Raw genomic sequence first — 24,384 nt, 5'->3', positions numbered from 1 at the left:
GCCTGGGCCACGGAGGCGTGCATCTGGTGCTGTTCGCCGAGTACTTGGAGCCGACGATCAATCCATGACAGGCCGTGCCGCCACCACCGGCACCGGCCGCGTCTCCGGCAGCAGCGCGAAGCACCCCAGGCTCAGCAGCGCGATCCCCGTCAGATACGCACCCACGCCCCACGGCACCCGGCCGCCCTGTTCGACGAGCGCGGTCGCCACGATCGGCGTGAGCGCGCCTCCCACGACCCCGCCGAGGTTGTAGCCCACCGCGGCACCCGTGCAGCGCACCCGGGGCTCGTACAACTCCGGCAGATACGCGGCGATCACCGCGAACATCGTGATGAACGCGAGCAACGCCCCGAGGAAACCGAGGAACATCAGCAACGGCTCACCGGTCGCCAGGAGCGCGACCATCGGGAACATCCACACAGCGGCGGCCGCGCACCCGGCCAGGCACAGGGGACGCCGACCGTAACGGTCACCGAGCAGCGCCACCACCGGCGTGAGCGAGCCCATCACCAGCACCGCGGCCATGATGCAGGTCAGCATGACGGTACGGCTCACCCCGAGCCGTTCGGTCGCGTAGGCGAGGGACCAGGTCGTGACGGCGTAGAAGATCGCGTACCCGACCGCGAGGGCCCCGGCGGTCAGCAGCACCAGTCGCCAGTGGTCGCGCACCACATCGGCGAACGGCACGCGCGCGTGGTCGTCGATGCCGAGGAAGCTGGGGCTCTCGGTGATGGACGACCGCAGCCACAGCCCCGCCACGGCAAGCACCCCGGCCGCCCAGAACGGCACCCGCCAGCCCCACTGGGCGAATTGCGCCTCCGTCAGCGTCGCGGACAGTGCCAGCACCACACCGTTGGCGAGCAGGAACCCCAGCGCGGGACCGACCTGCGGGAAGCTCGACCAGAGGCCGCGCCGCTCGACGGGCGCGTGCTCCGCGGTCAGCAGCACGGCACCGCCCCACTCCCCGCCGAGCCCCAGCCCCTGCAGAAAGCGCAGCACCAACAGCAGCACCGGAGCGGCCACACCGATCGTGTGGTACGTCGGTACACAGCCGACCGCGACGGTGGAGACACCGGTCAGCAGCAGAGAGGCGACCAGGACCGGGCGGCGCCCGTGCCGGTCCCCGATGTGCCCGAACAGCACCGAACCCAGCGGCCGTGCGACGAACCCCACGCCGAACGTTCCGAAGGCGGCCAGGGTCCCCGCCAGCGGCGAGAACGTCGGAAAGAACAGCGGCCCCAGGATCAGCGCCGCCGCCGTCCCGTAGACGAAGAAGTCGTAGAACTCGATGGCCGTCCCGGCGAGCGAGGCGGTCGCGAGCCGCAGCATGGAGGGGGCCCTTACGGAGCGTACGTGGCGCATGTCGGATCAACTACCCACAGTGATTGCGGGTTACGGGGGCGTGCGGAGGTGCGGCACGCGTGCGGAGGTGACGATGATGCGCCGGTGTCGTCATCCCACGAGGGCAGGGGCCGTTCTCCCGCGCACACCGTGATAGACCGTGTCCGAGCAGCGGTCCTGGACGGATCGCCCCCTGACGGACCGGAGGAACCGTGCCCCGCATCCTGGCCAACGCCCCGATCATGATCCTCAACGGCCCCAACCTGAACCTGCTCGGCCAGCGCCAGCCGGAGATCTACGGCTCCGACACACTCGCCGACGTCGAGGCCTTGTGCGTCAAGGCTGCGGCCGCGCACGGCGGCACGGTGGACTTCCGGCAGTCCAACCATGAGGGGGAGTTGGTCGACTGGATCCACGAGGCACGGCTCAACCACTGCGGGATCGTGATCAACCCGGCGGCCTACTCGCACACGTCGGTCGCGATTCTGGACGCGCTCAACACCTGTGACGGACTGCCGGTGTTGGAGGTCCACATCTCCAACGTCCATCAGCGCGAGTCGTTCCGGCACCACTCGTACGTCTCGCTGCGTGCCGACGGTGTCATCGCGGGATGTGGCGTGCAGGGGTACGTGTTCGGCGTCGAGCGCGTCGCGGCGTTGGCGAGGACGGGCCAGGCCGGCGCGTAAGGACCTACGTGCCCAGCGGGCTCCTCACAGCCGGCCCGCCTCCACGATCCGCCGCAGGAAGCGCTGGGTACGCTCCTGCTGCGGATCGCCGAAGATCTGCTCGGCGGTGCCCCGTTCCAGCACCACCCCCGAGTCCAGAAAACAGACCTGGTCGGCGACATCGCGGGCGAAGCCCATCTCGTGTGTGGCCAGCACCATGGTCATGCCATCGCCCTTCAGATCACGGACGACGGTGAGAACCTCCCCCACCAGCTCCGGGTCGAGCGCGGCGGTGATCTCGTCGAGCAGCAGCAGCCTCGGACGTACGGCCAGGGCACGCACGATCGCGGCGCGCTGTTGCTGACCACCGCTCAACCGGTCCGGATACTCACCGGCCTTGCCGCCCAGCCCGAGCCGCTCCAGCAGCTCACGCGCGCGGGCCTCGGCCTCCGCACGGGACGCACCGTGCACACGGCGCGGGGCGAGCGTGATGTTCTCCAGGACCGTCAGGTGCGGGAAGAGGTTGTACGCCTGGAAGACCACGCCGATACGGCGGCGTACCGCGTCCTGGTCGACACGCGGGTCGGTGATCTCCTCCTCGTCCAGCCAGATCGCGCCGTCGTCGATCTCCTCCAGGAGGTTCGCGCACCGCAGCAGCGTGGACTTGCCGGAGCCGGAGGCGCCGATCAGCGCGGTCACCGTGTGCGGGGCCACCTCCAGGTCGACGTCCCGCAGCACGACCGTGTCGCCGAAGGTCTTGCGCACGGACTGCATGCGCAGCACGGGTGTGTCGCTCACAGCGTTCCTCCCTGGGCCCGGCGACGGTCCATCCGGGCCGTCACCCAGTCCGTGAACCGGGTCATCGGGATCGTCAGCGCCACGAAGACCAGGCCCGCGACGATGTACGGCGTGTAGTTGAGGCTGCGGCCCACGATGATGTCCGCGGCCCGAACGGCGTCGATCGCGCCGCCGATCGACACCAGACCGGTGTCCTTCTGGAGGGACACCAGGTCGTTCAACAGGGGCGGCACCTGACGGCGCACGGCCTGCGGCAGCACGACATACCGCAGCGCCTGCCGGTTGGACAGGCCGAGCGAGCGGGCCGCCGCGCGCTGCGAGGGGTGGACGGACTCGATTCCGGCGCGGAACACCTCGGCCACGTATGCCGAGTACGTCAGCGTGAGCGCGGTGCCGCCCAGCAGCACCGGATCGACGGTCACACCCTGCAGCCGCAGCGCGGGGACACCGAGGACCACGATCATCAGGTTGATGATGAGCGGCAGCCCGCGGAAGAAGTCGGTGTAGGCGGCGGCCAGGACCCGCAGCGGGAAGAACACCGGACCGCGCAGGGTGCGGGCGATGGCGATGAGCATCCCGAGGACCAGTACGGCGGCGCCGCAGATCAGCAGCAGCCGGACGTTGAGCCACAGCCCTTCGAGGACCTTGGGCAGCGCCTCGCGCGCGTACTGCCCGTTGAAGAACGTCTCCTGGGTGCGCGACCAGCCGGGCGCGTTGACGACGACGAGGTAGAGGACGACACCGGTCGCCAGGGTCGAGAGCGCGGCGATGGCCGTGGCGCGGCGGGACCGGGCGCGCTTGTAGGCCTCGCGTTCCAGCCGCCGTCGCGACGGGGCGTACCCGTCGCCTCCGTCGGCGGGCATGCCGCCCTTGTCGTCCGCGTCCTCCTGGCCGGACTCCTCCTTCGTGACCGTCACTTGAGCACCGGGGCGTCGACGGCGTCGGACAGCCACCGCTGCTCCAGCTTCGCCAGCGTGCCGTTCTCGCGCAGGGTGTCCACGGCGTCAGTCACGCACGAGGTGAGCGCGCTGCCCTTGTCGAGCACGAGCCCGAACTGCTCCGGCGTACCGCCCGAGTTCTCGAACTGACCCACGATCTTCGCGTCCGTCACCTCGGCGGCGGTGATGTAGAACGCGGTGGGCAGGTCGGTGACGATGGCGTCGACCTGGCCGTTCTTCAGCGCGGACTTGGCCTGGTCGTTCTTGGCGTAGACGGCCGCGTCCTGGTTCGGCTTCACCAGGTCGTCGATGTAGTCGAGGCTGGTGGTGCCGACCTGGGCGCCCAGCTTGAGGCCCTTCAGATCCGCGATGCTGGTCGCCTTCGCGGCCTTGGTGCCCTTGAGCGCGATGACGGCCTGGCGGACGTCGTAGTAGCCGGACGAGAAGTCGACGGCCTTCTTGCGCTCAGCGCTGATCGACACCTGGTTGATGTCGAAGTCGAAGGTCTTCTCACCGGGCGCGAAGGCCTTGTTGAAGGGGACGCTCTGCCAGACCACGGCACTCTTGTCATAGCCGAGCTGCTTCGCCACGGCGTACGCGACCGCCGACTCGAAGCCCTCGCCGCCGGCCGGCTTGTCGTCCTTGAACCATGGCTCGTACGCGGGCTCGTCGGTGGCGACGGTCAGCTTGCCGGACGTCTTGGTGGCCAGCTCGCCCTTGGCACAGGTGGTCCCGGCCGACCCGGAAGGCGTGTCGGCGGCCTTCTCCTCCGGCTGCGGAGCACAGCCGACAGCGGTGGCGAGCAGGGCTGTGGTCGCGGCGGCGACGGTGCGGCGCAGCGCGCGCGAGGCAAGAGGCATGGCGGGAGATTGACAGTCGACCGTCCCGTTTGTCGAGGTCACGGCAGGAACTGTCCGCATGGTGGGAACGGGTGTTGCGTTCTTGTGAACGCGCTACGAGAGAAGTGCCGGGGCCGCCGGTCGAGGGCGGGGATCGAAAGACCGGCGGCCCGTACCGCGCAGGAGCCGTCACCCTGCACGGGGCTCCACCCAGTTGACTGCGCAACCAAGTGCGCCGGGAGCGCGCGCGAGACATCGGCGCGTGTGAACGTTTCACACGGGGTGCGTGCGCGCGAGGGCAATGCTCCTCGCGCGCGCCCCATGCGACGGGTTCACCACCCCGTACGCATCACGTTCGTGCTCACCATCCGCGCGCGTGCCACTCCGGCAGGTGCGGTCGCTCGGCGCCCAGGGAGGTGTCGTCGCCGTGTCCCGGGTAGACCCAGGTCTCGTCCGGGAGAGCGTCGAAGATCTTCGTCTCGACGTCGTGGATCAGGCTGGCGAACGCCTTCGGATCCTTACGGGTGTTGCCCACACCTCCGGGGAAGAGGCAGTCCCCGGTGAACACATGGGGATGACCGTGCGGGTCGTCGTACACGAGGGCGATCGACCCCGGCGTGTGACCGACCAGGTGGCGCGCGGTGAGCTCCACGCGCCCCACGCGGATGATGTCGCCGTCGTCGACCAGGACGTCGGCCGGTACCGGGATGCCTTCGGCGTCGTCCCGGCCGGCGTACGTACGCGCGCGTGTGGCGGCGACGACGTCGGCGAGTGCCTGCCAGTGGTCGCCGTGCTGGTGCGTGGTGACCACGGATGCGATGCCGTCGTCGCCGATCGTGCCGAGGAGCGTGTCCGCGTCGTTCGCCGCGTCGATCAGAAGTTGCTCGTCCGTGGTCCGGCAGCGCAGCAGGTAGGCGTTGTTGTTCATCGGACCCACCGCGATCTTGGTGATCATCAGGTCCTTGAGTTCGTGTACGTCCGCCGGGCCGCCGACCGTCACCTGTCCGCTGTACGTCATAGCGATCAGCCTATAGCGGGGCGGCGGCCCGGAGACCGTTCGCGGGCTACAGCGGAGGGAGCGCCGGAAGCGAGCCGCCGGCCACCGTCAGTCCGGAGCCGCCGCGCCGGCCGCAGAGCCAGCCGAGCAGGTCGGGCGCGGGGCCCGTGACGGTGACCTCGGGCGAGGTGGTGTCCCGGCGGCCCGTGGTCCACGCGCGCGTGCCGTCCGTCAGGTGTGTCGGCGGCACCCCGGGGTGCCCTGTGAAGCGCTCGGCGAGGAAGCCGGTCTCCCGCTCCACGAACTCCTCAGGGAGGTCCTCCAGCTCGTACCCGATGCCGAGGTCCACGTGGTGCAGCTCCACCTCGATCCAACGCCGGAACGGCACCCGGGAAGCCGAGTCGGTGACCCCGTTGCGGAGCGCGACCGTGCGCGCCCAGTCCGCGGGAGCGGCCCCCGTCTCCTGGAACCGTGCCGTGCTCTCGCGCAGGTCGGCGAGCTGCACGTCGAGCGGGCGTGAGGCGTCCCGCTCGATGTCGGAGTCCCGGGCGTCCGCGGACGCGTACATCGGGCGCCCGTCGAGTACGTTCACGAGGGCGTCCGCGTTGCGGGCGAGGTGGGCGAGGACGTGGCCGCGGCTCCAGCCGGGGAGCCGTGACGGCTCGGTCACCGACGCGTTGTCCAGTTCGGCGACTGCGGTGAGCAGCCGCTCCGTCGCGTCACGTACAGACGCCAGGTCATGAGCGTGATCAATCATGGCCCTGACACTAACCCCGCCACACCTTTGGGTGAAGGTGGTGAACGAGTGCCGGAAATCGAATGTGCGTGCTATAGGGTCGGTTGTGGCGTCGGGCATGCTGGATGTCCGGGGATTGTTATGCCATCCGGGAATCCGACCGGCGTTGTCAGTGGCTCCCCCTAGTCTGAAAAAGCACGGGGGCCTCGCCCCTGTCACTTCTCTCAAGAAAGGTGCGGACCGGCGTGGCCGACCGTCTCATCGTCCGTGGCGCGCGCGAGCACAACCTGAAGAACGTCTCGCTCGACCTGCCTCGCGACTCGCTCATCGTCTTCACGGGCCTGTCCGGGTCGGGCAAGTCCTCCCTGGCCTTCGACACCATCTTCGCCGAGGGCCAGCGGCGCTACGTGGAATCGCTCTCCTCGTACGCCCGCCAGTTCCTCGGCCAGATGGACAAGCCGGACGTCGACTTCATCGAGGGCCTGTCGCCCGCGGTCTCCATCGACCAGAAGTCGACCTCGCGCAACCCGCGCTCGACGGTCGGCACCATCACCGAGGTCTACGACTACCTGCGGCTGCTCTTCGCCCGCATCGGCAAGCCGCACTGTCCCGAGTGCGGCCGCCCGATCTCGCGCCAGTCGCCGCAGGCGATCGTCGACAGGGTCCTGGAGCTGCCGGAGGGGAGCCGCTTCCAGGTGCTGTCCCCGCTCGTGCGTGAGCGCAAGGGCGAGTTCGTCGATCTCTTCGCCGACCTCCAGACCAAGGGGTACAGCCGTGCCCGGGTGGACGGCGAGACCGTCCAGCTCTCCAGCCCGCCCACGCTGAAGAAGCAGGAGAAGCACACCATCGAGGTGGTCATCGACCGCCTCACGGTGAAGGACTCCGCCAAGCGCCGCCTCACCGACTCCGTGGAGACGGCCCTCGGCCTGTCCGGCGGCATGGTCGTGCTCGACTTCGTCGACCTCCCCGAGGACGACCCCGAGCGCGAGCGCATGTTCTCGGAGCACCTGTACTGCACGTACGACGACCTGTCCTTCGAGGAGTTGGAGCCCCGCTCGTTCTCCTTCAACTCGCCCTTCGGTGCCTGTCCCGACTGCAGTGGCATCGGCACGCGCATGGAGGTCGACCCGGAGCTGATCGTCCCGGACGAGGACAAGTCCCTCGACGAGGGCGCCATCCACCCCTGGTCGCACGGCCACACCAAGGACTACTTCGGCCGGCTGATCGGTGCTCTCGCGGACGCGCTGGGCTTCCGTACGGACATCCCCTTCGCGGGCCTCCCGCAGCGTGCCAGGAAGGCCCTGCTGCACGGTCACAAGACCCAGATCGAGGTCCGCTACCGCAACCGCTACGGGCGCGAGCGGGTCTACACCACGCCCTTCGAAGGTGCCGTCCCCTTCGTCAAGCGCCGGCACAGCGAGGCCGAGAGTGACGCCAGCCGTGAGCGCTTCGAGGGCTACATGCGCGAGGTCCCCTGCCCCACCTGCGAGGGAACCCGCCTCAAGCCGATCGTCCTCGCGGTCACGGTCATGGGGAAGTCGATCGCGGAGGTCTCCGCGATGTCCATCAGTGACTGCGCGGACTTCCTGGGCGAGCTGAAGCTCGACGCCCGCGACAAGAAGATCGCCGAGCGCGTCCTGAAGGAGGTCAACGAGCGACTGCGGTTCCTGGTCGACGTCGGCCTCGACTACCTCTCGCTCAACCGCGCGGCCGGCACCCTCTCCGGCGGCGAGGCCCAGCGCATCCGCCTGGCCACCCAGATCGGCTCCGGTCTCGTCGGCGTCCTGTACGTCCTGGACGAGCCGTCCATCGGTCTGCACCAGCGCGACAACCACCGGCTCATCGAGACCCTGGTCCGGCTGCGCGACATGGGCAACACGCTCATCGTCGTCGAGCACGACGAGGACACCATCAAGGTCGCGGACTGGGTCGTCGACATCGGTCCCGGCGCCGGCGAGCACGGCGGCAAGGTCGTGCACAGCGGCTCCCTGGAGGGGCTGCTGGCCAACGCCGAGTCGCAGACGGGCCAGTACCTGTCCGGCAAGAAGTCCATCCCGTTGCCCGACATCCGGCGCCCCCTCGACCCGTCCCGGCAGCTCACGGTGCACGGCGCCCGCGAGAACAACCTCCAGGACATCGCCGTGTCCTTCCCGCTGGGCGTCTTCACCGCGGTCACGGGCGTGTCGGGCTCCGGCAAGTCCACGCTGGTCAACGACATCCTGTACACCCACCTGGCCCGCGAGCTCAACGGCGCAAGGAACGTCCCGGGGCGGCACACGCGCGTGGACGGCGACGACCTCGTCGACAAGGTCGTCCATGTCGACCAGTCGCCCATCGGCCGCACCCCTCGGTCCAACCCGGCGACGTACACCGGCGTCTTCGACCACGTCCGCAAGCTGTTCGCCGAGACGACCGAGGCGAAGGTCCGCGGCTACATGCCCGGTCGCTTCTCCTTCAACGTCAAGGGCGGCCGCTGTGAGAACTGCGCGGGCGACGGCACGATCAAGATCGAGATGAACTTCCTCCCGGACGTGTACGTCCCGTGCGAGGTCTGCCACGGAGCCCGCTACAACCGGGAGACCTTGGAGGTCCACTACAAGGGCAAGTCCATCTCCGAGGTTTTGAACATGCCGATCGAGGAGGCGACGAAGTTCTTCGAAGCCGTCCCTTCGATCGCCCGCCACCTCAACACGCTCAAGGACGTCGGTCTCGGCTACGTCCGCCTCGGCCAGGCCGCGACCACCCTGTCCGGCGGCGAGGCCCAGCGCGTGAAGCTCGCCAGCGAGCTGCAGAAGCGCTCCACCGGGCGCACGGTCTACGTCCTGGACGAGCCCACCACCGGTCTGCACTTCGAGGACATCAGCAAGCTGCTGACCGTCCTGTCCGGCCTGGTCGACAAGGGCAACACGGTCATCGTCATCGAGCACAACCTCGATGTGATCAAGACCGCCGACTGGGTCGTCGACATGGGACCCGAGGGCGGCGCCGGCGGCGGTCTGGTCGTCGCCGAGGGCACGCCGGAGCAGGTCGCCGGGATCCCGGCCAGCCACACGGGCAAGTTCCTGCGGGAGGTGCTGGGCGCCGACCGGATCAGCGACGGAGCACCGGTGAAGGCCTCGCGCAGGTCGGCGGTCAAGAAGACGGTCGCGGCCAAGTCGACGGCGAAGAAGACGGCGACGGCCAAGACGGGAACCGCCAACAACACAGCCACGACGAAGGCGGCCTCGGCCACGAAGAAGGCGGCAGCCGCGAAGAAGACGACCCGGGCCCGCAGAGCCTGAGCCCGGGCGCGCCCGTCCTGGCTGCACGGACCGCGCGACCCGGGCTCACGGGCCTGGGACGCGCGGTCCGCCCGGCCGGTTCTGGTTCAGCCGCCGCAGGCTCCACGTCGCCTGTCAGCCGTCCAGTTCATCGGCGTACGGCGGTTCCGCCCCCGCGCGGGAGCAGGTGATCGCTGCCGCGCGGGCCGCGAACCGCAGGAGCTGGGTCCAGCCGTCGGCGCCCAGAGCGGCGAGCGCCTCCGCGGACAGCGCGTCCCGTGCGGAAAGACCGTGCAGCAAGGCCGCGTTCACGGTGTCGCCCGCGCCGATCGTGTCCACCACGTCGACCTTCTCGCCCGGCACGGAGTGCACCGAGCCGTCCCGTGTGAAAACGGTCAGCCCGTCGCCGCCCTGGGTGATCACGACGGCCGAGGGGCCGGCGGCCAGCCACTCGCGAGGGGTGCCACCCAGCCACAGGGCGTCCTCCTCGGAGAGCTTGAGCAGCGACACGGACGGCAGCCAGCTCTTGAAGCGAGCCCGATACGCGTCCGCGTCGGGGATCAGCCCGGCCCTGATGTTCGGGTCCAGCGCGGTGAACACGCCCTGCCCGGCGGCGGTTCGCAGCAGCTCCTCGTAGGCGCTCGCACCCGGCTCCAGGACGAGTGAGCAGGTACCGAAGGACACCGCCCGTGTCCCCTCGGGCAGTTCAGCGGGAGCCGTGAACAGCCGGTCGGCGGTGCCGTCGACGTAGAAGGAGTAGGCGGCCGAACCGTGCGCGTCGATCGTGGCGACGGCAAGGGTGGTCGGCTCGGCGCCGCGCTGTACGGCGGAGACGTCCACCCCCGCACGCCGCAGCCTGTCCAGGAGAGCCTCGCCGAAGGCGTCGCGCGAGGTGCGGGAGCAGAAGGCGGTGGGGGAGCCGAGGCGGCCGAGTGCCACGGCCGTGTTGTAGGGGCCCCCGCCGAGCGCCGGCTGAAGGCTCGCGAGGGCACCCGTGCCCTGCGGTACCAGGTCGATCAGGGCCTCACCGGCGACGACGATCACGGGACGATTCCTCTCTCGGGCTGCGCGGACCGCTCCGGCTCGCCGGGGCAGCCGCACGAGGTGCGGTGGACGAAGGTGCAGGTCAGCCGAACGGTCCGGGCGGGCCGGTCCGGTACGGCGAGGCGTTCGAGGAGCAACCGGACCGCTTGGGCGCCGATCTCCTTGCCGGGCTGGGCGACCGCGGTGAGCCGGGGGGTGAACAGGTCGGCCCAGTCGAAGTCGTCGAAGCAGCACAGCGCCATGTCGTCGGGTACGGACAGGCCCCGCTCGCTCAGTGCCCGCAGGGCGCCCAGGGTCATCACGTTGTTGGCGGTGACGAGTGCGGTGGGCGGCACGGCGAGGGACAGCAGCGAGGCGGTGGCCCGTTGCCCTCCGGCCGACTCGGAGGCGCCGTGCACGACCAGGCGTTCGTCGTAGGGGAACCCCGCGGCGGCGAGGCCGTACCGGTACCCGTTGATCCGCTCACGGGTCGTGCTCAGCCCGGGCCGACCCGCGACCAGGGCGATCCGCCGATGGCCGAGCCCGGCGAGGTGGGCGACCAGGTCGGCGGTCGGTGCGGCGCTGTCGGCGCAGACCTGGTCGAAGCGCGGGGACTCGTCTCCGGGGGAGTCGACGACTCGGTCCAGGAACACGGTCGGCACGTCGTGACGCCGCAGGTAGGAGACGAGCTCGCGGGGGTCCGCCGAGGGCGCGACGATCATGCCGTCCACTCGCCGCTCATGCAGGAGCTGGACGACCTTGCGCTCGTGTACGGGATCGTCGTGCGGATCGGCGAGAAACAGGCTGTAACCGTGCTCCAGGGCACCGGTCTCGACGCCCTGGAGGATGTCCGTGAAGTGCGGGTTGCTGATCGCCGACACCGCGAGCCCGATGGACCGGGTGCGCGAGGTCACCAGGGAGCGGGCGAGCGTGTTGGGCGTGTAACCGAGCTCGTCGATGGCGTCCAGCACGGCCTGGCGGGTGTGGGGGAGCACCGGTCGTGTCTCGTTGAGCACGTGCGAGACGGTCGCCACGGACACGCCGGCGCTGCGTGCGACGTCGGCCATGGTCGGCATGAGGTCCCCCTCCATCGGGCCGTGCGGGCCTTCGGGCTTTCGGCCATCGGGAACGTATCTCATTCCGCGGCCGACGTAAACGCTTGCGCAAGCGTTTACGTCGGCCGCGGCCGCCTCCCTACCACGCCGGGAACGCTCACTCCCAGTCCCAGGCGATCCCCACGATCCCCGACCGCACCCGCGGCTCGACAAGGTGCACCGAGTGGTGCTGCCCGGTGAGGGCCAGTTCCTGGCGGCCACTGCGAGGCGCCGCCGCCGAGTGCTGGGTGAACCGGTGGCAGCGCACGGGCAGGGCGTCCGCGTCGAACCGGACCTGGAGCGCGTACTGGCCGCCCGCGGCTCCGAATCCGCGGACGTACTCGCGCGACACGCCCGCCGTGCCGTCCTCGACGCCGTAGCGGAAGAGGTACGTGTCGCCGGCCCGCAGCCGGGTGTCGAAGAGCAATTCGGCCACGAGCACACCGGTGTCGGTGTGCGAACGGACGCGTCCGGTACGGCAGTTCTCCAGGGCATGGATGGCCGTGCGCTCCGGCGCGCACCCCGGGTCGCCGTGGTGGACGGCCATGAAACGGTCGACGCCGTCCCGGTGGGCGCGCACGATGTGGTGGGACTCGCGCCCGGCCAGCTCGCGGCGCGCCCCGATCCGTACCCTTTCATGGTGGCCGAGGGCGTGCAGGCCGCCGTCGAGCGGCGATCCCAGTTCGGCCAGCAACTGTTCGAGCACGTCCGATGCCGCCACGAGGGAACGGTACGAGCGGGCCGCGGTCCGCTGTGCCCCGGGCTCCTCGTCGGCGCGGGCGAGCAGCCGTATCAGTGACTCCTCCGGCAACTGGAGGATCTCCTCCAGCGCGCGGACCGCCCGCAGCGACTCCGGGCGCTGGGGGCGCCGGGCGCCCTGCTGCCAGTAACTCAGGCTGGTGACACCGACCTTGACCCCGTGACGTGACAGATGGTGCTGCACGCGCTGCAGCGGCAGTCCGCGGGCGGCGATCGCGGCGCGCAGCGCTACGTGGAAGGGGCCGCCACGCAGGGCCGAGTCCAGTTCCGCGGTGGCGAAGGTGGCGACGTCCCCGTGCTGTGTGGCGTGCGGCATGCAGGGGCCTTTCTGTGAAGGGGCACAACGGCTGGTCAGACCGTTCGAGGGAGGTGCCGGGGCCACTGAGCCGGCGTCGGGGGTCTTCACATCCGTACGCCGTCGTTCAGGGCCCCGAGTTCCCCCGCATTGAAGCGTGTTGACCAAGTCCCGACAACACCTGATGCCCAACAGCCTCGGCTCCTGGCCGAGTTCATGCTCACTCGTCGAGGGCCGGCACTTCCCTGATCGCGGGCACGCCGTGACCGCACGGTTGCCGGGGCGCGGGTCCCGAGCGGACATACGACCGCCCGGGGCGTACGCGGCGGGAGTGGTCCAGGAGGGGGAGCCTGGGCTCGGTGACGTCGCGTATGCTCCGGGCGGTCGGGTTCGGACGGGAAGGCATCCGTCCGGTTCTATGGGGGTCCGCCGCCCTAGGAGCGGGGTCCATCGCCTTGTGCCCGCGAGGCGCGCTTGGCGCGCACGATGTCGGGGTCGCGCGGGTCGAGCAGATCGCGCAGCGAGTACATGCCGTCCGTGGTCCGGTCGTCCGTGGCGTGGCCGGGACGGCCCGGCCGCCTTCGCTTCTCGATCCGTGTCTGCCGCATGTCCGCAGCCCTTCGACCGATGACCGCCGCCCCGTCCGGAGCGGCCGCCCCCCTTTGTATCCGCAGAGACTCGACTCTCCCTCGCGCCGGTCTCAAGTCGGTGGTTCCGGTCCCCGCCATCCCGGTCGTTCCGGCGGGCTCGGCGTTGTCCACAGGATCGCCGCGCTGTCGGTCCTCGCCAGTAGGGTGTGAGACATGGCCGACCCCTCCAGCTACCGCCCCAAGCCGGGACAGATCCCCGACTCTCCCGGGGTGTACAGGTTCCGTGACGAGCACCGCCGGGTGATCTACGTCGGAAAGGCGAAGAGCCTGCGCCAGCGCCTGGCGAACTACTTCCAGGACCTGGCGGGCCTGCACCCCCGCACCCGCACCATGGTCACCACGGCCGCGTCCGTGGAGTGGACGGTGGTGTCCACGGAAGTCGAGGCGCTGCAGCTGGAGTACTCCTGGATCAAGGAGTACGACCCCCGGTTCAACGTCAAGTACCGCGACGACAAGAGCTACCCGTACCTCGCGGTGACGATGAACGAGGAGTTCCCGCGGGTACAGGTGATGCGCGGTCACAAGAAGAAGGGCGTCCGCTACTTCGGGCCGTACGGGCACGCCTGGGCGATCCGCGACACCGTGGACCTCCTGCTGCGGGTCTTCCCCGTCCGCACCTGCTCGGCCGGCGTCTTCAAGAACGCCGCCCGCACCGGCCGCCCCTGTCTGCTCGGCTACATCGGGAAGTGCTCCGCGCCCTGTGTGGACCGCGTGTCCGCCGAGGAACACCGGGAGCTCGCCGAGGAGTTCTGCGACTTCATGGCCGGCCGCACGGGCACGTATCTGCGCCGCCTGGAGAAGCAGATGACGGAGGCTGCCGAGGACCTGGAGTACGAGCGGGCGGGGCGTCTGCGCGACGACATCGAGGCCCTGAAGAAGGCCATGGAGAAGAGCGCGGTCGTACTCGCCGACGCGACCGACGCCGACCTGATCGCGGTCGCCGAGGACGAGTTGGAAGCGGCCGTGCAGATCTTCCACGTACGCGGCGGAAGGGTGCGCGGCCAGCGCGGCTGGGTCACCGACAAGGTCGAGGAGGTCACCACCGGGGCCCTCGTCGAACACGCTCTGCAGCAGCTCTACGGCGAGGAGAAGGGCGACGCGGTCCCCAGGGAGGTCCTCGTCCCGGCCCTGCCCGACCCGGTGGAGCCCGTCCAGGAATGGCTCACCGAGCGCCGCGGTTCCGGTGTGTCCCTGCGCATCCCACAGCGCGGCGACAAGAAGGCCCTGATGGAGACCGTGCAGCGCAACGCCCATCAGGCACTCGGTCTGCACAAGACCAAGCGCGCCTCCGACCTGACCACGCGCTCGCGTGCCCTGGAGGAGATCGCCGAGGCCCTCGACCTCGACAGCGCACCGCTGAGGATCGAGTGCTACGACATCTCGCACCTCCAGGGCGACGACGTGGTGGCCTCCATGGTCGTCTTCGAGGACGGCCTTCAGCGCAAGAGCGAGTACCGCCGCTTCCAGATCAAGGGCTTCGAGGGCCAGGACGACGTCCGCTCCATGCACGAGGTGATCACCCGCCGCTTCCGGCGCTACCTCGCCGAGAAGGAGCGGACGGGGGAGTGGGCCGACGACGAGAACCCCGACGCGGACGGCCCGGGCAACGGCCTCACCGAGGAGGACGGCCGCCCGAAGCGCTTCGCCTACCCGCCCCAGCTGGTCGTCGTCGACGGCGGGCAGCCCCAGGTGGCCGCCGCCAAGAAGGCCCTCGACGAACTCGGTATCGACGACATCGCCGTGTGCGGCCTCGCCAAGCGTCTGGAAGAGGTCTGGCTGCCCGACGAGGGCGACCCGGTGGTCCTTCCCCGCACCAGCGAGGGCCTCTATCTGCTTCAGCGGGTCCGGGACGAGGCCCACCGCTTCGCGATCACCTATCAGCGCACCAAGCGCGCCAAGCGCTTCAGGTCGAGCCCACTGGACGACGTACCGGGCCTCGGCGACACTCGCAAGCAGGCGCTGATCAAGCATTTCGGCTCGGTGAAGAGGTTGCGGTCCGCGACAATCGACCAGATCTGCGAGGTACCCGGCATAGGCCGCAAAACGGCCGAAAGCGTCGCCGCGGCCTTCGTCCGGGCGTCCCCGGCCGCACCCGCCGTCAACACGGCGACCGGCGAGATCATGGAAGACGACGAGGACGGGGCACCCGAGACGACGGCGGATGCCCCTGGGGAGCCCGTGTCCGCGGGCGCCCCGGACGAACGACGGGGGCAGGAGACATGACGGAGCACGACGAGCAGGCCACAGCGCGACGAGATCGCACGCACAAGGAAACGGGCGATGATCCCGCACAGCGGGACCCGACGCAGGACGCCCCGCAGAACGCACAGCAAGACGCACAGGACGAAGAGCGCCACGAAGACGGAGCACAAGTGAGTACGGCCAACGAAACACCCGGGGTCCCCGAGGCGGCCATCCCCGAGCTGGTGATCATCTCCGGCATGTCCGGGGCCGGCCGCTCGACAGCGGCCAAGTGTCTGGAGGACCTCGGCTGGTTCGTCGTCGACAACCTGCCGCCCGCGCTGATCCCCACCATGGTGGAGCTCGGCGCCCGCTCGCAGGGCAACGTGGCACGGATCGCGGTCGTCGTCGACGTCCGCGGACGCCGCTTCTTCGACAACCTCCGCGAGTCCCTCGCCGACCTGGACGGCAGGCAGGTCACCCGCCGGATCGTCTTCCTGGAGTCCTCCGACGACGCCTTGGTACGCCGCTTCGAGTCGGTGCGCCGGCCGCACCCCCTCCAGGGCGACGGCCGGATCGTCGACGGCATCGCCGCCGAGCGTGAACTGCTGCGCGAGCTGCGCGGCGACGCCGACCTGGTCATCGACACCTCCAGCCTCAACGTGCACGAGCTGCGCGCCAAGATGGACGCCCAGTTCGCCGGCGAGGAGGAGCCCGAGCTGCGGGCCACCGTCATGTCCTTCGGCTTCAAGTACGGCCTCCCGGTCGACGCCGACCTGGTCGCGGACATGCGCTTCCTGCCCAACCCGCACTGGGTCCCGGAGCTGCGCCCCTTCAGCGGCCTCAACGAGGAGGTCTCCGCGTACGTCTTCAACCAGCCCGGCGCGAAGGAGTTCCTCGACCGGTACGCCGAGCTGCTGAGGCTCATCGCGGCCGGCTACCGCCGTGAGGGCAAGCGGTACGTGACGATCGCCATCGGCTGCACGGGCGGCAAACACCGCTCGGTCGCCACGTCGGAGAAGCTCGCCGCGCGGCTCGTGGCCGAGGGTGTGGAGACGGTGGTCGTGCACCGGGACATGGGACGGGAATGACGGAACGTAGTCCGCGGCCGAGCCGGCTGCGCCGGGCCGTCCCCGAGGGGCGCGCGAGCAGGCCCGTCGAGGCACGGGGTGCCAAACCGCGCCGCCGCGGTGCCCAGCCCAAGGTGGTCGCCCTCGGCGGTGGCATGGGCCTGTCCGCCTCGCTCGCCGCGCTGCGCCGGATCACCGGCGACCTCACCGCCGTAGTCACCGTGGCCGACGACGGCGGCTCCAGCGGGCGCCTGCGCGACGAGCTGGGCGTGCTCCCGCCCGGCGACCTGCGCAAGGCCCTGGCCGCGCTGTGCGGCGACGACGACTGGGGCCAGACCTGGGCCCGGGTCATTCAGCACCGCTTCCAGTCACAGGGCGACCTGCACGAACACGCGGTCGGCAACCTGCTGATCGTCGCCCTGTGGGAACAGCTCGGCGACCATGTCCAGGCCCTCGACCTGGTCGGCAAGCTGCTGGGCGCGCACGGCCGCGTGCTGCCCATGTCCGCCGTGCCACTGGAGCTCCAGGCCCTGGTCAAGGGCCACGACCCGGACCGACCCGAGGACATCGACACCGTCCGGGGGCAGGCGACCGTCGCTCTCACGCCCGGCGAGGTGCAGTCCGTGCATCTGGTGCCGAACGACCCGCCCGCGGTGCCGGAGGCGGTGGCGGCCGTCCTCGACGCGGACTGGGTGGTCCTCGGCCCCGGCTCCTGGTTCTCCTCGGTCATCCCGCACCTGCTCGTGCCGGAGCTCCTCGACGCGCTCACCCAGACGAAGGCGCGCCGGGTGCTCTCCCTGAACCTCGCCCCGCAACCGGGAGAAACCGACGGCTTCTCCCCGCAGCGTCATTTGGAGGTTTTGGGTCGACACGCCCCTAAACTCGCCCTGGACGTGGTGCTGGCCGACGAGGCCGCCGTGCCCGACCGCGATGTGCTTATCGAGGCCGCCGAGCGGTTCGGTGCCGCGGTCGAGCTGGCCCCGGTGGCTCGGCCGGACGGAACTCCACGGCACGACCCGGAGCTCCTGGCCGCCGCGTACGACCGTATTTTTCGGATGCATGGAAGGATCGGCCCATGGCGATGACGGCAGCGGTGAAGGATGAGATCTCCCGGCTCCCCGTCACCCGGACCTGCTGCAGGAAGGCGGAGGTCTCCGCCATTCTGCGGTTCGCCGGCGGCCTCCACCTGGTGAGTGGGCGCATCGTGATCGAGGCGGAGCTGGACACCGCCATGGCGGCCCGCCGCCTCAAGCGGGACATCCTCGAGATCTTCGGCCACAGCTCCGAGCTGATCGTGATGGCGCCCGGCGGACTGCGCCGGGGCTCGCGTTACGTCGTTCGGGTTGTCGCCGGCGGTGACCAGCTGGCCCGGCAGACCGGCCTGGTCGACGGCCGGGGCCGTCCGATCCGGGGCCTGCCCCCGCAGGTGGTCTCGGGGGCCACCTGCGATGCGGAGGCGGCCTGGCGTGGCGCCTTCCTGGCGCACGGCTCGCTCACCGAGCCGGGCCGCTCCTCCTCCCTGGAGGTGACCTGCCCGGGCCCGGAGGCCGCGCTCGCCCTGGTCGGCGCCGCCCGCCGGCTGTCGATCGCCGCCAAGGCCCGCGAGGTGCGCGGCGTGGACCGGGTGGTGGTCCGGGACGGCGACGCGATCGGTGCCCTGCTCACCCGCCTCGGCGCCCACGAGTCGGTGCTGGCCTGGGAGGAGCGCCGGATGCGCCGCGAGGTGCGGGCCACGGCGAACCGTCTCGCCAACTTCGACGACGCCAACCTGCGTCGCTCGGCCCGCGCGGCCGTCGCCGCCGGTGCCCGGGTGCAGCGCGCGTTGGAGATCCTCGCCGACGACGTCCCCGAGCACCTCGCCGCCGCCGGACGGCTGCGCATGGACCACAAGCAGGCCTCGCTGGAGGAACTGGGCGCGCTCGCCGACCCGCCGCTGACCAAGGACGCCGTGGCCGGCCGTATCCGCAGACTGCTGGCGATGGCAGACAAGCGGGCCTCCGACCTCGGCATCGCGGGGACGGATGCCAACCTCAGCGAGGACCTGGCCGACAACCTCGTAGGCTGAATCCCGTAGTCCAACACGCCGGTGCCGACGCCCACTTGGGTGATCGTCACCGGCGTTTGTGTGTCGTTGAGGCACCCTTGACTCGATCATGGACTGTCATGAGCCTGGCATCAGTTCGCTGCTGTGGCGAACCCACGCTAGGGGGGTTCATGAGACGAAGAGCGAGACCGATCCTCGCTGTCGGCGCGCTTCTGTTGGGCGGTGCGGGTGTCGCACCCGTCGCACAGGCCGCGGACAATCCCGGCTCTCCCGATCCGAACGAGGTCAAGGTCTTCCGGGCCGAGGTCACCCAGCAACAGGTACCCCTGCTGCTGGCGGCCGGTCAGGACGGCCACGAACTCGGTGAGCAGGTGCCCGCGAAGGGCGAGGCCACCGTCGAGGTCTACCTCACCGACCAGCAGGCCGACAGGCTTGAGGACCAAGGGGTCCACCTCACCGAACACAAGCTGTCCGCCAAGGCCGAGAACCGCGTAGAAGCGGCCGCCGACGGGGTGTTCCGCCCGTACAGCGGCAGCGGCGGCCTGAAGGAGGAGATCGTCAGGACCGGCCAGGAGAACCCCGGCCTCACCAAGGTCGTCTCCATCGGCAAGACGGTGGGCGGCCAGGACATCCTCGCCCTCAAGCTGACCAAGGGCGCCAAGAAGTCCGCGGACGGCTCCAAGCCCTCCGTCCTCTACATGTCCAACCAGCACGCGCGTGAGTGGATCACGCCGGAGATGACCCGCCGGCTGATGCACCACTACCTGGACAACTACAAGACGGACAAGCGCATCAAGAAGCTCGTCGACTCGACCGAGCTGTGGTTCGTGCTGTCGGCCAACCCCGACGGCTACGACTACACCTTTCAGAACACCGACAATCGCCTGTGGCGCAAGAACCTGCGTGACAACAACGGCGACGGCAGCATCAGCACCAGCGACGGAGTCGACCTCAACCGCAACTTCGCCTACAAGTGGGGTTACGACGACGAGGGTTCCTCGCCCAACCCCACCAGCCAGACCTACCGCGGCGCGGGCCCGAACTCCGAGCCGGAGACCAAGGCCCTGGACGCCTTCGAGAAGCGGATCGGGTTCACCTACGGCATCAACTACCACTCCGCCGCCGAACTCCTCCTCTACGGAGTCGGCTGGCAGGTGGCCACGGACACCCCCGACGACGTTCTCTACAAGGCGCTCGCCGGCACCCCCGACAACTCCGCGATCCCGGGCTACCACCCCCAGGTCTCCTCGGAGCTGTACACCACCAACGGTGAGGCCGACGGCCACGCGGCGAACGTCAACGGCACGGCGCTGTTCACCCCCGAGATGTCGACCTGTGAGACCGCGTCGAACATCGACCCCGACGACGCCTGGAACGCGGCCGACTGCCAGTCGGTCTTCAACTTCCCGGACGACGAGAAGCTGATCCAGCAGGAGTTCGCCAAGAACATCCCGTTCGCGCTCTCCGTCGCCGAGTCCGCCGCACGACCCGACCAGCCGAAGTCCTCGGTCGGCCGGAGCGCCGCCGACTTCACCCCGGCCCCGTTCACGACGTCGTACTCGCGCGGCGCCGACCAGGAGGTCTCCGTCGTCGTCCGCAAGGCGGTGCGCGACAAGGAACTCAAGTACCGCGTCAACGGCCGTACGTACGACCAGACGCTGCGCCCCTGGAAGGGCGGCGAGACCTACGGCGGCGAGGACAACCTCTACTTCGACGAGTACCGGGCCAAGGTCCAGGACGGCGAACCGGGCGACCAGGTCGAGGTGTGGTTCACCGGCGAGACGAAGAGCGGCAAGAACGTCTCCAGCGACCACTTCACCTACACCATCGCCGAACGGCCCCGCGCGGACGTCCTCGTCGTCGCCGAGGAGGGAACGGCCGCCACACAGGCGCAGACCTACGTCGACGCGCTGAAGGGCGCCGGCCGCAAGGCGCTCGTCTGGGACGTCGCCGCTCGGGGCGCGCCCGACGCGCTCGGCGTGCTCAACCACTTCGACACCGTCGTCCACTACACGGGCGCGAGCACCCCCGGCATCGCCACCCAGCTCGAACTGCGTGCCTTCCTCAACGAGGGCGGCAAACTGGTCGAGGCCGGCGAACTGGCCGGCGGCAGCGTCGACCTCGCCGACGGCACCCCGTCGGACGACTTCAGCCAGTACTACCTGGGCGCCTACTCGCGTACGTCGACACCCGGGGCCACCGGCTTCACCGGCTCCGGCAGGCTTGGCGGCTTCACGGGGGCGCTCGGCCCCGCGGCCGGCAACCCGCTGGACCGGGCTGGTACCTATGGCGTGACGTCCGACGAGTTGCCCGCCGACAAGTACCCCCAGTTCGCGAGTGCGGGCGCCGGCCAGTTCGCCGGGACCATCAACCCGTACGGGCCCTACGCGGGCGACTACATGGCGGCCGCCGTCCACAACGACGACTCCTACAAGCGGCTCACCCGCACCGTGGACCTCACGGGCGTGACCGCGGCCGACCAACCCGCTCTGCGCTCCCAGCTGCTGTGGGACACCGAGCCCGGCTACGACAACGTGATCGTCGAAGCCCACACCACCGGCACCGAGGACTGGACCACCCTCCCCGAGACGGGCGGTGCCACCCGCACCACCGTGCCGGCGGAGTGCTCGGCCGGGTACTACGTGGGCGGGCACCCGCAGCTGGAGCACTACCTGACCGTGACGAACGACGGCTGCGTCGCGACCGGCACCACCGGTGCGTGGAACGCCTTCACCGGCTCGTCCGACGGTTGGCAGCAGGTTGCCTTCGACCTGAGCGCGTACGCCGGCAAGTCCGTCGAGATCTCGGTCAGCTACGTCACCGACCCGGGCAGCGGCGGCCACGGCGTTCTCGCGGACAACGCCTCACTGGTCGTCGGGGGCACCGCCACCGAGACCGAGGGCTTCGAGACCTCGCTGGGCGCCTGGAGCGTCGCCGGACCGCCTCCGGGCAGCCCGCCGGTCCTCAAGGACTGGGCGCGCACCGGGGCCCTTTTCCAGACCTACGGAGCGGTCACCACGGACGACACGGTGCTGCTGGGCTTCGGCCTGGAGCACGTCTCCTCGGCGGCCGATCGGACGGCTCTGGTGAGGAAGGCGCTCGCGGCGCTCGAAGGATGACGCCCCCGGTCAACCAGGGGTGACACCACGTAGCAAAATCGGGTGATCAGGCCTTCGGGCTCGGGCGGTCCGTACCCCTACTGGCGGGTACGGACCGCCTCGCCGTGTATGGGGCATCTCGATGTCACCACGGCGTGCTCAGGGAGGTAGGGTCGTAGGCGGTCGGGGACATCCCATACAGCTCGCCGGATTCGAACCCGGCGTACCAACGAGGAGATCGGTTTCGTGACGATCCGCGTAGGCATCAACGGCTTTGGCCGCATCGGTCGTAACTACTTCCGCGCGCTGCTGGAGCAGGGTGCAGACATCGAGATCGTGGCTGTCAACGACCTGGGTGACACCGCGACCACCGCTCACCTGCTGAAGTACGACACCATCCTGGGCCGCCTCAAGGCCGAGGTGTCGCACACCGCCGACACGATCACCGTCGACGGCCACACCATCAAGGTGCTGTCCGAGCGCAACCCCGCCGACATCCCGTGGGGCGAGCTGGGCGTCGACATCGTCATCGAGTCGACCGGCATCTTCACCAAGAAGGCCGACGCCGAGAAGCACATCGCCGGCGGCGCCAAGAAGGTCCTCATCTCGGCTCCGGCCTCGGACGAGGACATCACGATCGTGCTCGGCGTCAATGAAGAGAAGTACGACGCGGCGAACCACCACATCATCTCCAACGCCTCCTGCACCACCAACTGTGTGGCGCCGATGGCCAAGGTTCTCCTGGAGAACTTCGGCATCGTCTCGGGGCTGATGACCACGGTCCACGCCTACACCAGCGACCAGCGTCTCCAGGACTTCCCGCACAAGGACCTGCGCCGCGCCCGCGCCGCCGCCGAGAACATCATTCCGGCGAGCACCGGCGCGGCCAAGGCCCTCGGCCTGGTCATCCCGGAGCTGGCGGGCAAGCTCAACGGCATGGCGATGCGGGTGCCGGTCCCGACGGGATCCGTCACCGACCTGGTCGTCGAGACGGAGCGCGTGGTGACCAAGGAAGAGGTCAACGCCGCCTTCCAGAAGGCCGCCCAGGGCGAGCTGAAGGGCTATCTGGACTACACCGAGGACGCGATCGTCTCCTCGGACATCGTCAACTGGCCGGCCTCCTGCACCTTCGACTCCTCCCTGACCATGGTGCAGGGCAAGAGCGTGAAGATCATCGGCTGGTACGACAATGAGTGGGGCTACTCCAACCGCCTCGTCGACCTGACGGTCTTCGTCGGCAACCAGCTCTGATCGACAGAGCAGGCACTTCGGTGTGAGTCAGGGCTCGGGCAGCGCAGGGACGCGCTGTCCGAGCCCTGACTCGCGTACAGATCAGCCCTCTCACGATCACGAGCATCACGAGCCCTCCCCAGGAGTCCCCTCCATGAAGACGATCGACGAACTTCTCGCCGAAGGTGTGGGCGGCAAGCGGGTCTTCGTCCGCGCCGACCTGAACGTGCCGCTGGACGGCACCACCATCACGGACGACGGCCGTATCCGCGCCGTCCTGCCCACCGTCAAGGCCCTCGCCGAAGCGGGCGCCCAGGTGGTCGTGGCCTCGCACCTGGGCCGTCCCAAAGGCGCCCCGGACCCCGCCTTCTCGCTCGCCTCGGCCGCCGCGCGCCTCGGTGAACTCCTCGGTGCCGAGGTGGCGTTCGCGACCGACACGGTCGGCGAATCCGCCAAGTCCACCGTCGGCGGTCTCGCCGACGGCCAGGTCGCGGTCATCGAGAACCTGCGCTTCAACGCCGGCGAGACCTCCAAGGACGACGCCGAGCGCGGCGCCTTCGCCGACCAGCTCGCCGCCCTCGCGGACGTGTACGTGGGCGACGGCTTCGGCGCCGTCCACCGCAAGCACGCCTCGGTCTTCGACCTCCCGGCCCGGCTGCCGCACGCCGCCGGTTACCTTATCGCCGCCGAGGTCGGCGTCCTGAAGAAGCTCACCGAGGACGTCAAGCGACCCTATGTCGTCGCTCTCGGCGGTTCCAAGGTCTCCGACAAGCTCGCCGTCATCGACCAGCTGCTGGGCAAGGCGGACCGCCTCCTCATCGGCGGCGGCATGGTGTTCACCTTCCTGAAGGCCAAGGGGTACGAGGTCGGTTCCTCCCTTCTTCAGGAGGACCAGATCCCGGTCGTCCAGGAGTACATCGAGCGGGCGGAGAAGAACGGCGTCGAGCTGGTCCTCCCCGTCGACGTGCTGACCTCCACCGAGTTCCCGGACCTGAAGACCAAGGCGCCGGCGAACCCCAACACGGTCGCCGCGGACGCCATCCCGGCCGGCGAGCTGGGCCTGGACATCGGTCCGCAGACCCGCGACCTCTACGCCTCGAAGCTCGCCGACGCCGCCACCGTCTTCTGGAACGGCCCCATGGGCGTCTTCGAACACCCCGACTACGCCGAGGGCACCAAGGCGGTCGCCCAGGCCCTCCTCGACTCCCCGGGCTTCACCGTGGTCGGAGGCGGCGACTCCGCCGCGGCCGTCCGCATCCTGGGCTTCGACGAGAACGCATTCGGCCACATCTCGACCGGCGGCGGCGCCTCCCTCGAATACCTCGAGGGCAAGACGCTCCCCGGCCTCGCCGCACTGGAGGACTGA

Annotated in this window: 19 protein-coding genes; 9 read left to right on the top strand and 10 right to left on the bottom strand. The window is 69.8% G+C overall.

The genetic code is table 11. The annotated features are described in order from the left end of the window. Nucleotides 1–57: 57 nt before the first annotated feature. Nucleotides 58–1,329: an MFS transporter gene (locus OHA64_RS11790; RefSeq protein WP_405611915.1), complete on the bottom strand. Its 1,272-nt coding sequence runs from the start codon at nucleotides 1,327–1,329 to the stop codon at nucleotides 58–60. Nucleotides 1,330–1,553: 224 nt separating this feature from the next. Here OHA64_RS11790 and aroQ point away from each other — a divergent pair, with 224 nt between their 5' ends. Then, nucleotides 1,554–2,027, top strand: a complete 474-nt coding sequence (gene aroQ, locus OHA64_RS11785) for a type II 3-dehydroquinate dehydratase (protein ID WP_405611913.1) — start codon at nucleotides 1,554–1,556, stop codon at nucleotides 2,025–2,027. Nucleotides 2,028–2,051: 24 nt separating this feature from the next. Here the strand turns inward: aroQ and OHA64_RS11780 are convergent, their stop codons facing one another. The 5 genes from OHA64_RS11780 to OHA64_RS11760 form a co-directional block, all read right to left on the bottom strand. Further along, a complete protein-coding gene (locus OHA64_RS11780) occupies nucleotides 2,052–2,780 on the bottom strand; it encodes an amino acid ABC transporter ATP-binding protein (RefSeq protein ID WP_405623941.1) in 729 nt (242 codons plus the stop codon). A 20-nt stretch (nucleotides 2,781–2,800) separates the two neighbouring features. After that, the gene (locus tag OHA64_RS11775) at nucleotides 2,801–3,721 is read right to left on the bottom strand and encodes an amino acid ABC transporter permease (protein WP_405611911.1); all 921 of its coding nucleotides are present in this window, start codon (nucleotides 3,719–3,721) and stop codon (nucleotides 2,801–2,803) included. Beyond that, nucleotides 3,718–4,602, bottom strand: a complete 885-nt coding sequence (locus OHA64_RS11770) for an ABC transporter substrate-binding protein (RefSeq protein WP_405611909.1) — start codon at nucleotides 4,600–4,602, stop codon at nucleotides 3,718–3,720. The genes OHA64_RS11775 and OHA64_RS11770 overlap by 4 nt, the downstream gene beginning before the upstream one ends. A 340-nt stretch (nucleotides 4,603–4,942) precedes the next feature. After that, nucleotides 4,943–5,599 carry an MBL fold metallo-hydrolase gene (locus tag OHA64_RS11765; RefSeq protein ID WP_405611907.1) on the bottom strand — a complete coding sequence of 219 codons (657 nt, stop codon included), beginning with the start codon at nucleotides 5,597–5,599 and terminating at the stop codon, nucleotides 4,943–4,945. Nucleotides 5,600–5,645: 46 nt separating this feature from the next. Continuing rightward, nucleotides 5,646–6,335 (bottom strand): maleylpyruvate isomerase family mycothiol-dependent enzyme, encoded by a 690-nt coding sequence (locus OHA64_RS11760; protein ID WP_405611905.1) that lies wholly within the window; start codon nucleotides 6,333–6,335, stop codon nucleotides 5,646–5,648. A 224-nt stretch (nucleotides 6,336–6,559) separates the two neighbouring features. On the opposite strand from OHA64_RS11760, the gene uvrA reads away from it, so the two are divergent. Next, complete coding sequence (uvrA, locus tag OHA64_RS11755; protein ID WP_405611903.1) at nucleotides 6,560–9,595, top strand: excinuclease ABC subunit UvrA; 3,036 nt, start codon at nucleotides 6,560–6,562, stop codon at nucleotides 9,593–9,595. 114 nt (nucleotides 9,596–9,709) lie between these two features. Here uvrA and OHA64_RS11750 read toward each other — a convergent pair whose 3' ends face one another. From OHA64_RS11750 to OHA64_RS11735, 4 genes are all read right to left on the bottom strand, one after another. Further along, entirely contained in the window at nucleotides 9,710–10,618 is a 909-nt protein-coding gene (locus OHA64_RS11750; protein WP_405611901.1) for a carbohydrate kinase, read from the bottom strand. Then, nucleotides 10,615–11,673 carry a LacI family DNA-binding transcriptional regulator gene (locus OHA64_RS11745; RefSeq protein ID WP_405611899.1) on the bottom strand — a complete coding sequence of 353 codons (1,059 nt, stop codon included), beginning with the start codon at nucleotides 11,671–11,673 and terminating at the stop codon, nucleotides 10,615–10,617. Before OHA64_RS11745 ends, OHA64_RS11750 begins: the two co-directional genes overlap by 4 nt. A 136-nt stretch (nucleotides 11,674–11,809) precedes the next feature. Beyond that, nucleotides 11,810–12,766, bottom strand: coding sequence for a hypothetical protein (locus OHA64_RS11740; RefSeq protein WP_405611897.1), 957 nt, complete (start codon nucleotides 12,764–12,766; stop codon nucleotides 11,810–11,812). 413 nt (nucleotides 12,767–13,179) lie between these two features. Further along, nucleotides 13,180–13,353, bottom strand: coding sequence for a hypothetical protein (locus OHA64_RS11735; RefSeq protein WP_405611895.1), 174 nt, complete (start codon nucleotides 13,351–13,353; stop codon nucleotides 13,180–13,182). A gap of 195 nt (nucleotides 13,354–13,548) precedes the next feature. Here OHA64_RS11735 and uvrC point away from each other — a divergent pair, with 195 nt between their 5' ends. The 7 genes from uvrC to OHA64_RS11700 all read left to right on the top strand — a co-directional run bounded on the left by uvrC (nucleotide 13,549) and on the right by OHA64_RS11700 (nucleotide 24,384). Then, on the top strand, nucleotides 13,549–15,618 hold the full coding sequence (gene uvrC, locus OHA64_RS11730; RefSeq protein ID WP_405611893.1) for an excinuclease ABC subunit UvrC: 2,070 nt from the start codon (nucleotides 13,549–13,551) through the stop codon (nucleotides 15,616–15,618). Further along, nucleotides 15,615–16,667, top strand: a complete 1,053-nt coding sequence (gene rapZ, locus OHA64_RS11725) for an RNase adapter RapZ (RefSeq protein ID WP_405611891.1) — start codon at nucleotides 15,615–15,617, stop codon at nucleotides 16,665–16,667. Before uvrC ends, rapZ begins: the two co-directional genes overlap by 4 nt. Beyond that, nucleotides 16,664–17,731: a uridine diphosphate-N-acetylglucosamine-binding protein YvcK gene (gene yvcK, locus OHA64_RS11720; protein ID WP_405611889.1), complete on the top strand. Its 1,068-nt coding sequence runs from the start codon at nucleotides 16,664–16,666 to the stop codon at nucleotides 17,729–17,731. Before rapZ ends, yvcK begins: the two co-directional genes overlap by 4 nt. Further along, the gene (gene whiA / locus OHA64_RS11715) at nucleotides 17,722–18,711 is read left to right on the top strand and encodes a DNA-binding protein WhiA (protein ID WP_405611887.1); all 990 of its coding nucleotides are present in this window, start codon (nucleotides 17,722–17,724) and stop codon (nucleotides 18,709–18,711) included. The genes yvcK and whiA overlap by 10 nt, the downstream gene beginning before the upstream one ends. 149 nt (nucleotides 18,712–18,860) lie before the next feature. Next, nucleotides 18,861–21,809, top strand: a complete 2,949-nt coding sequence (locus OHA64_RS11710) for a M14 family zinc carboxypeptidase (protein ID WP_405611885.1) — start codon at nucleotides 18,861–18,863, stop codon at nucleotides 21,807–21,809. Between the two features lie 225 nt (nucleotides 21,810–22,034). Next, the gene (gene gap, locus OHA64_RS11705; RefSeq protein WP_405611883.1) at nucleotides 22,035–23,039 is read left to right on the top strand and encodes a type I glyceraldehyde-3-phosphate dehydrogenase; all 1,005 of its coding nucleotides are present in this window, start codon (nucleotides 22,035–22,037) and stop codon (nucleotides 23,037–23,039) included. Between the two features lie 133 nt (nucleotides 23,040–23,172). Next, entirely contained in the window at nucleotides 23,173–24,384 is a 1,212-nt protein-coding gene (locus OHA64_RS11700) for a phosphoglycerate kinase (protein WP_405611881.1), read from the top strand.

Source organism: Streptomyces sp. NBC_00076 (genome assembly GCF_045041235.1).
Classification (GTDB): domain Bacteria; phylum Actinomycetota; class Actinomycetes; order Streptomycetales; family Streptomycetaceae; genus Streptomyces.
This window is presented reverse-complemented; position numbering and strand designations above follow the sequence as displayed.

What these genes read in the sequence shown, in the direction of transcription:
- OHA64_RS11790 (WP_405611915.1), bottom strand. Translation starts at nt 1,329, where the DNA reads ATGCTGCGGCTCGCGACCGCCTCGCTCGCCGGGACGGCCATCGAGTTC.
- OHA64_RS11780 (WP_405623941.1), bottom strand. Translation starts at nt 2,780, where the DNA reads ATGCAGTCCGTGCGCAAGACCTTCGGCGACACGGTCGTGCTGCGGGAC.
- OHA64_RS11770 (WP_405611909.1), bottom strand. Translation starts at nt 4,602, where the DNA reads ATGCCTCTTGCCTCGCGCGCGCTGCGCCGCACCGTCGCCGCCGCGACC.
- OHA64_RS11765 (WP_405611907.1), bottom strand. Translation starts at nt 5,599, where the DNA reads ATGACGTACAGCGGACAGGTGACGGTCGGCGGCCCGGCGGACGTACAC.
- OHA64_RS11760 (WP_405611905.1), bottom strand. Translation starts at nt 6,335, where the DNA reads ATGATTGATCACGCTCATGACCTGGCGTCTGTACGTGACGCGACGGAG.
- OHA64_RS11745 (WP_405611899.1), bottom strand. Translation starts at nt 11,673, where the DNA reads ATGCCGACCATGGCCGACGTCGCACGCAGCGCCGGCGTGTCCGTGGCG.
- OHA64_RS11740 (WP_405611897.1), bottom strand. Translation starts at nt 12,766, where the DNA reads ATGCCGCACGCCACACAGCACGGGGACGTCGCCACCTTCGCCACCGCG.
- OHA64_RS11735 (WP_405611895.1), bottom strand. Translation starts at nt 13,353, where the DNA reads ATGCGGCAGACACGGATCGAGAAGCGAAGGCGGCCGGGCCGTCCCGGC.
- uvrC (WP_405611893.1), top strand. Translation starts at nt 13,549, where the DNA reads ATGGCCGACCCCTCCAGCTACCGCCCCAAGCCGGGACAGATCCCCGAC.
- rapZ (WP_405611891.1), top strand. Translation starts at nt 15,615, where the DNA reads ATGACGGAGCACGACGAGCAGGCCACAGCGCGACGAGATCGCACGCAC.
- yvcK (WP_405611889.1), top strand. Translation starts at nt 16,664, where the DNA reads ATGACGGAACGTAGTCCGCGGCCGAGCCGGCTGCGCCGGGCCGTCCCC.
- whiA (WP_405611887.1), top strand. Translation starts at nt 17,722, where the DNA reads ATGGCGATGACGGCAGCGGTGAAGGATGAGATCTCCCGGCTCCCCGTC.
- OHA64_RS11710 (WP_405611885.1), top strand. Translation starts at nt 18,861, where the DNA reads ATGAGACGAAGAGCGAGACCGATCCTCGCTGTCGGCGCGCTTCTGTTG.
- OHA64_RS11700 (WP_405611881.1), top strand. Translation starts at nt 23,173, where the DNA reads ATGAAGACGATCGACGAACTTCTCGCCGAAGGTGTGGGCGGCAAGCGG.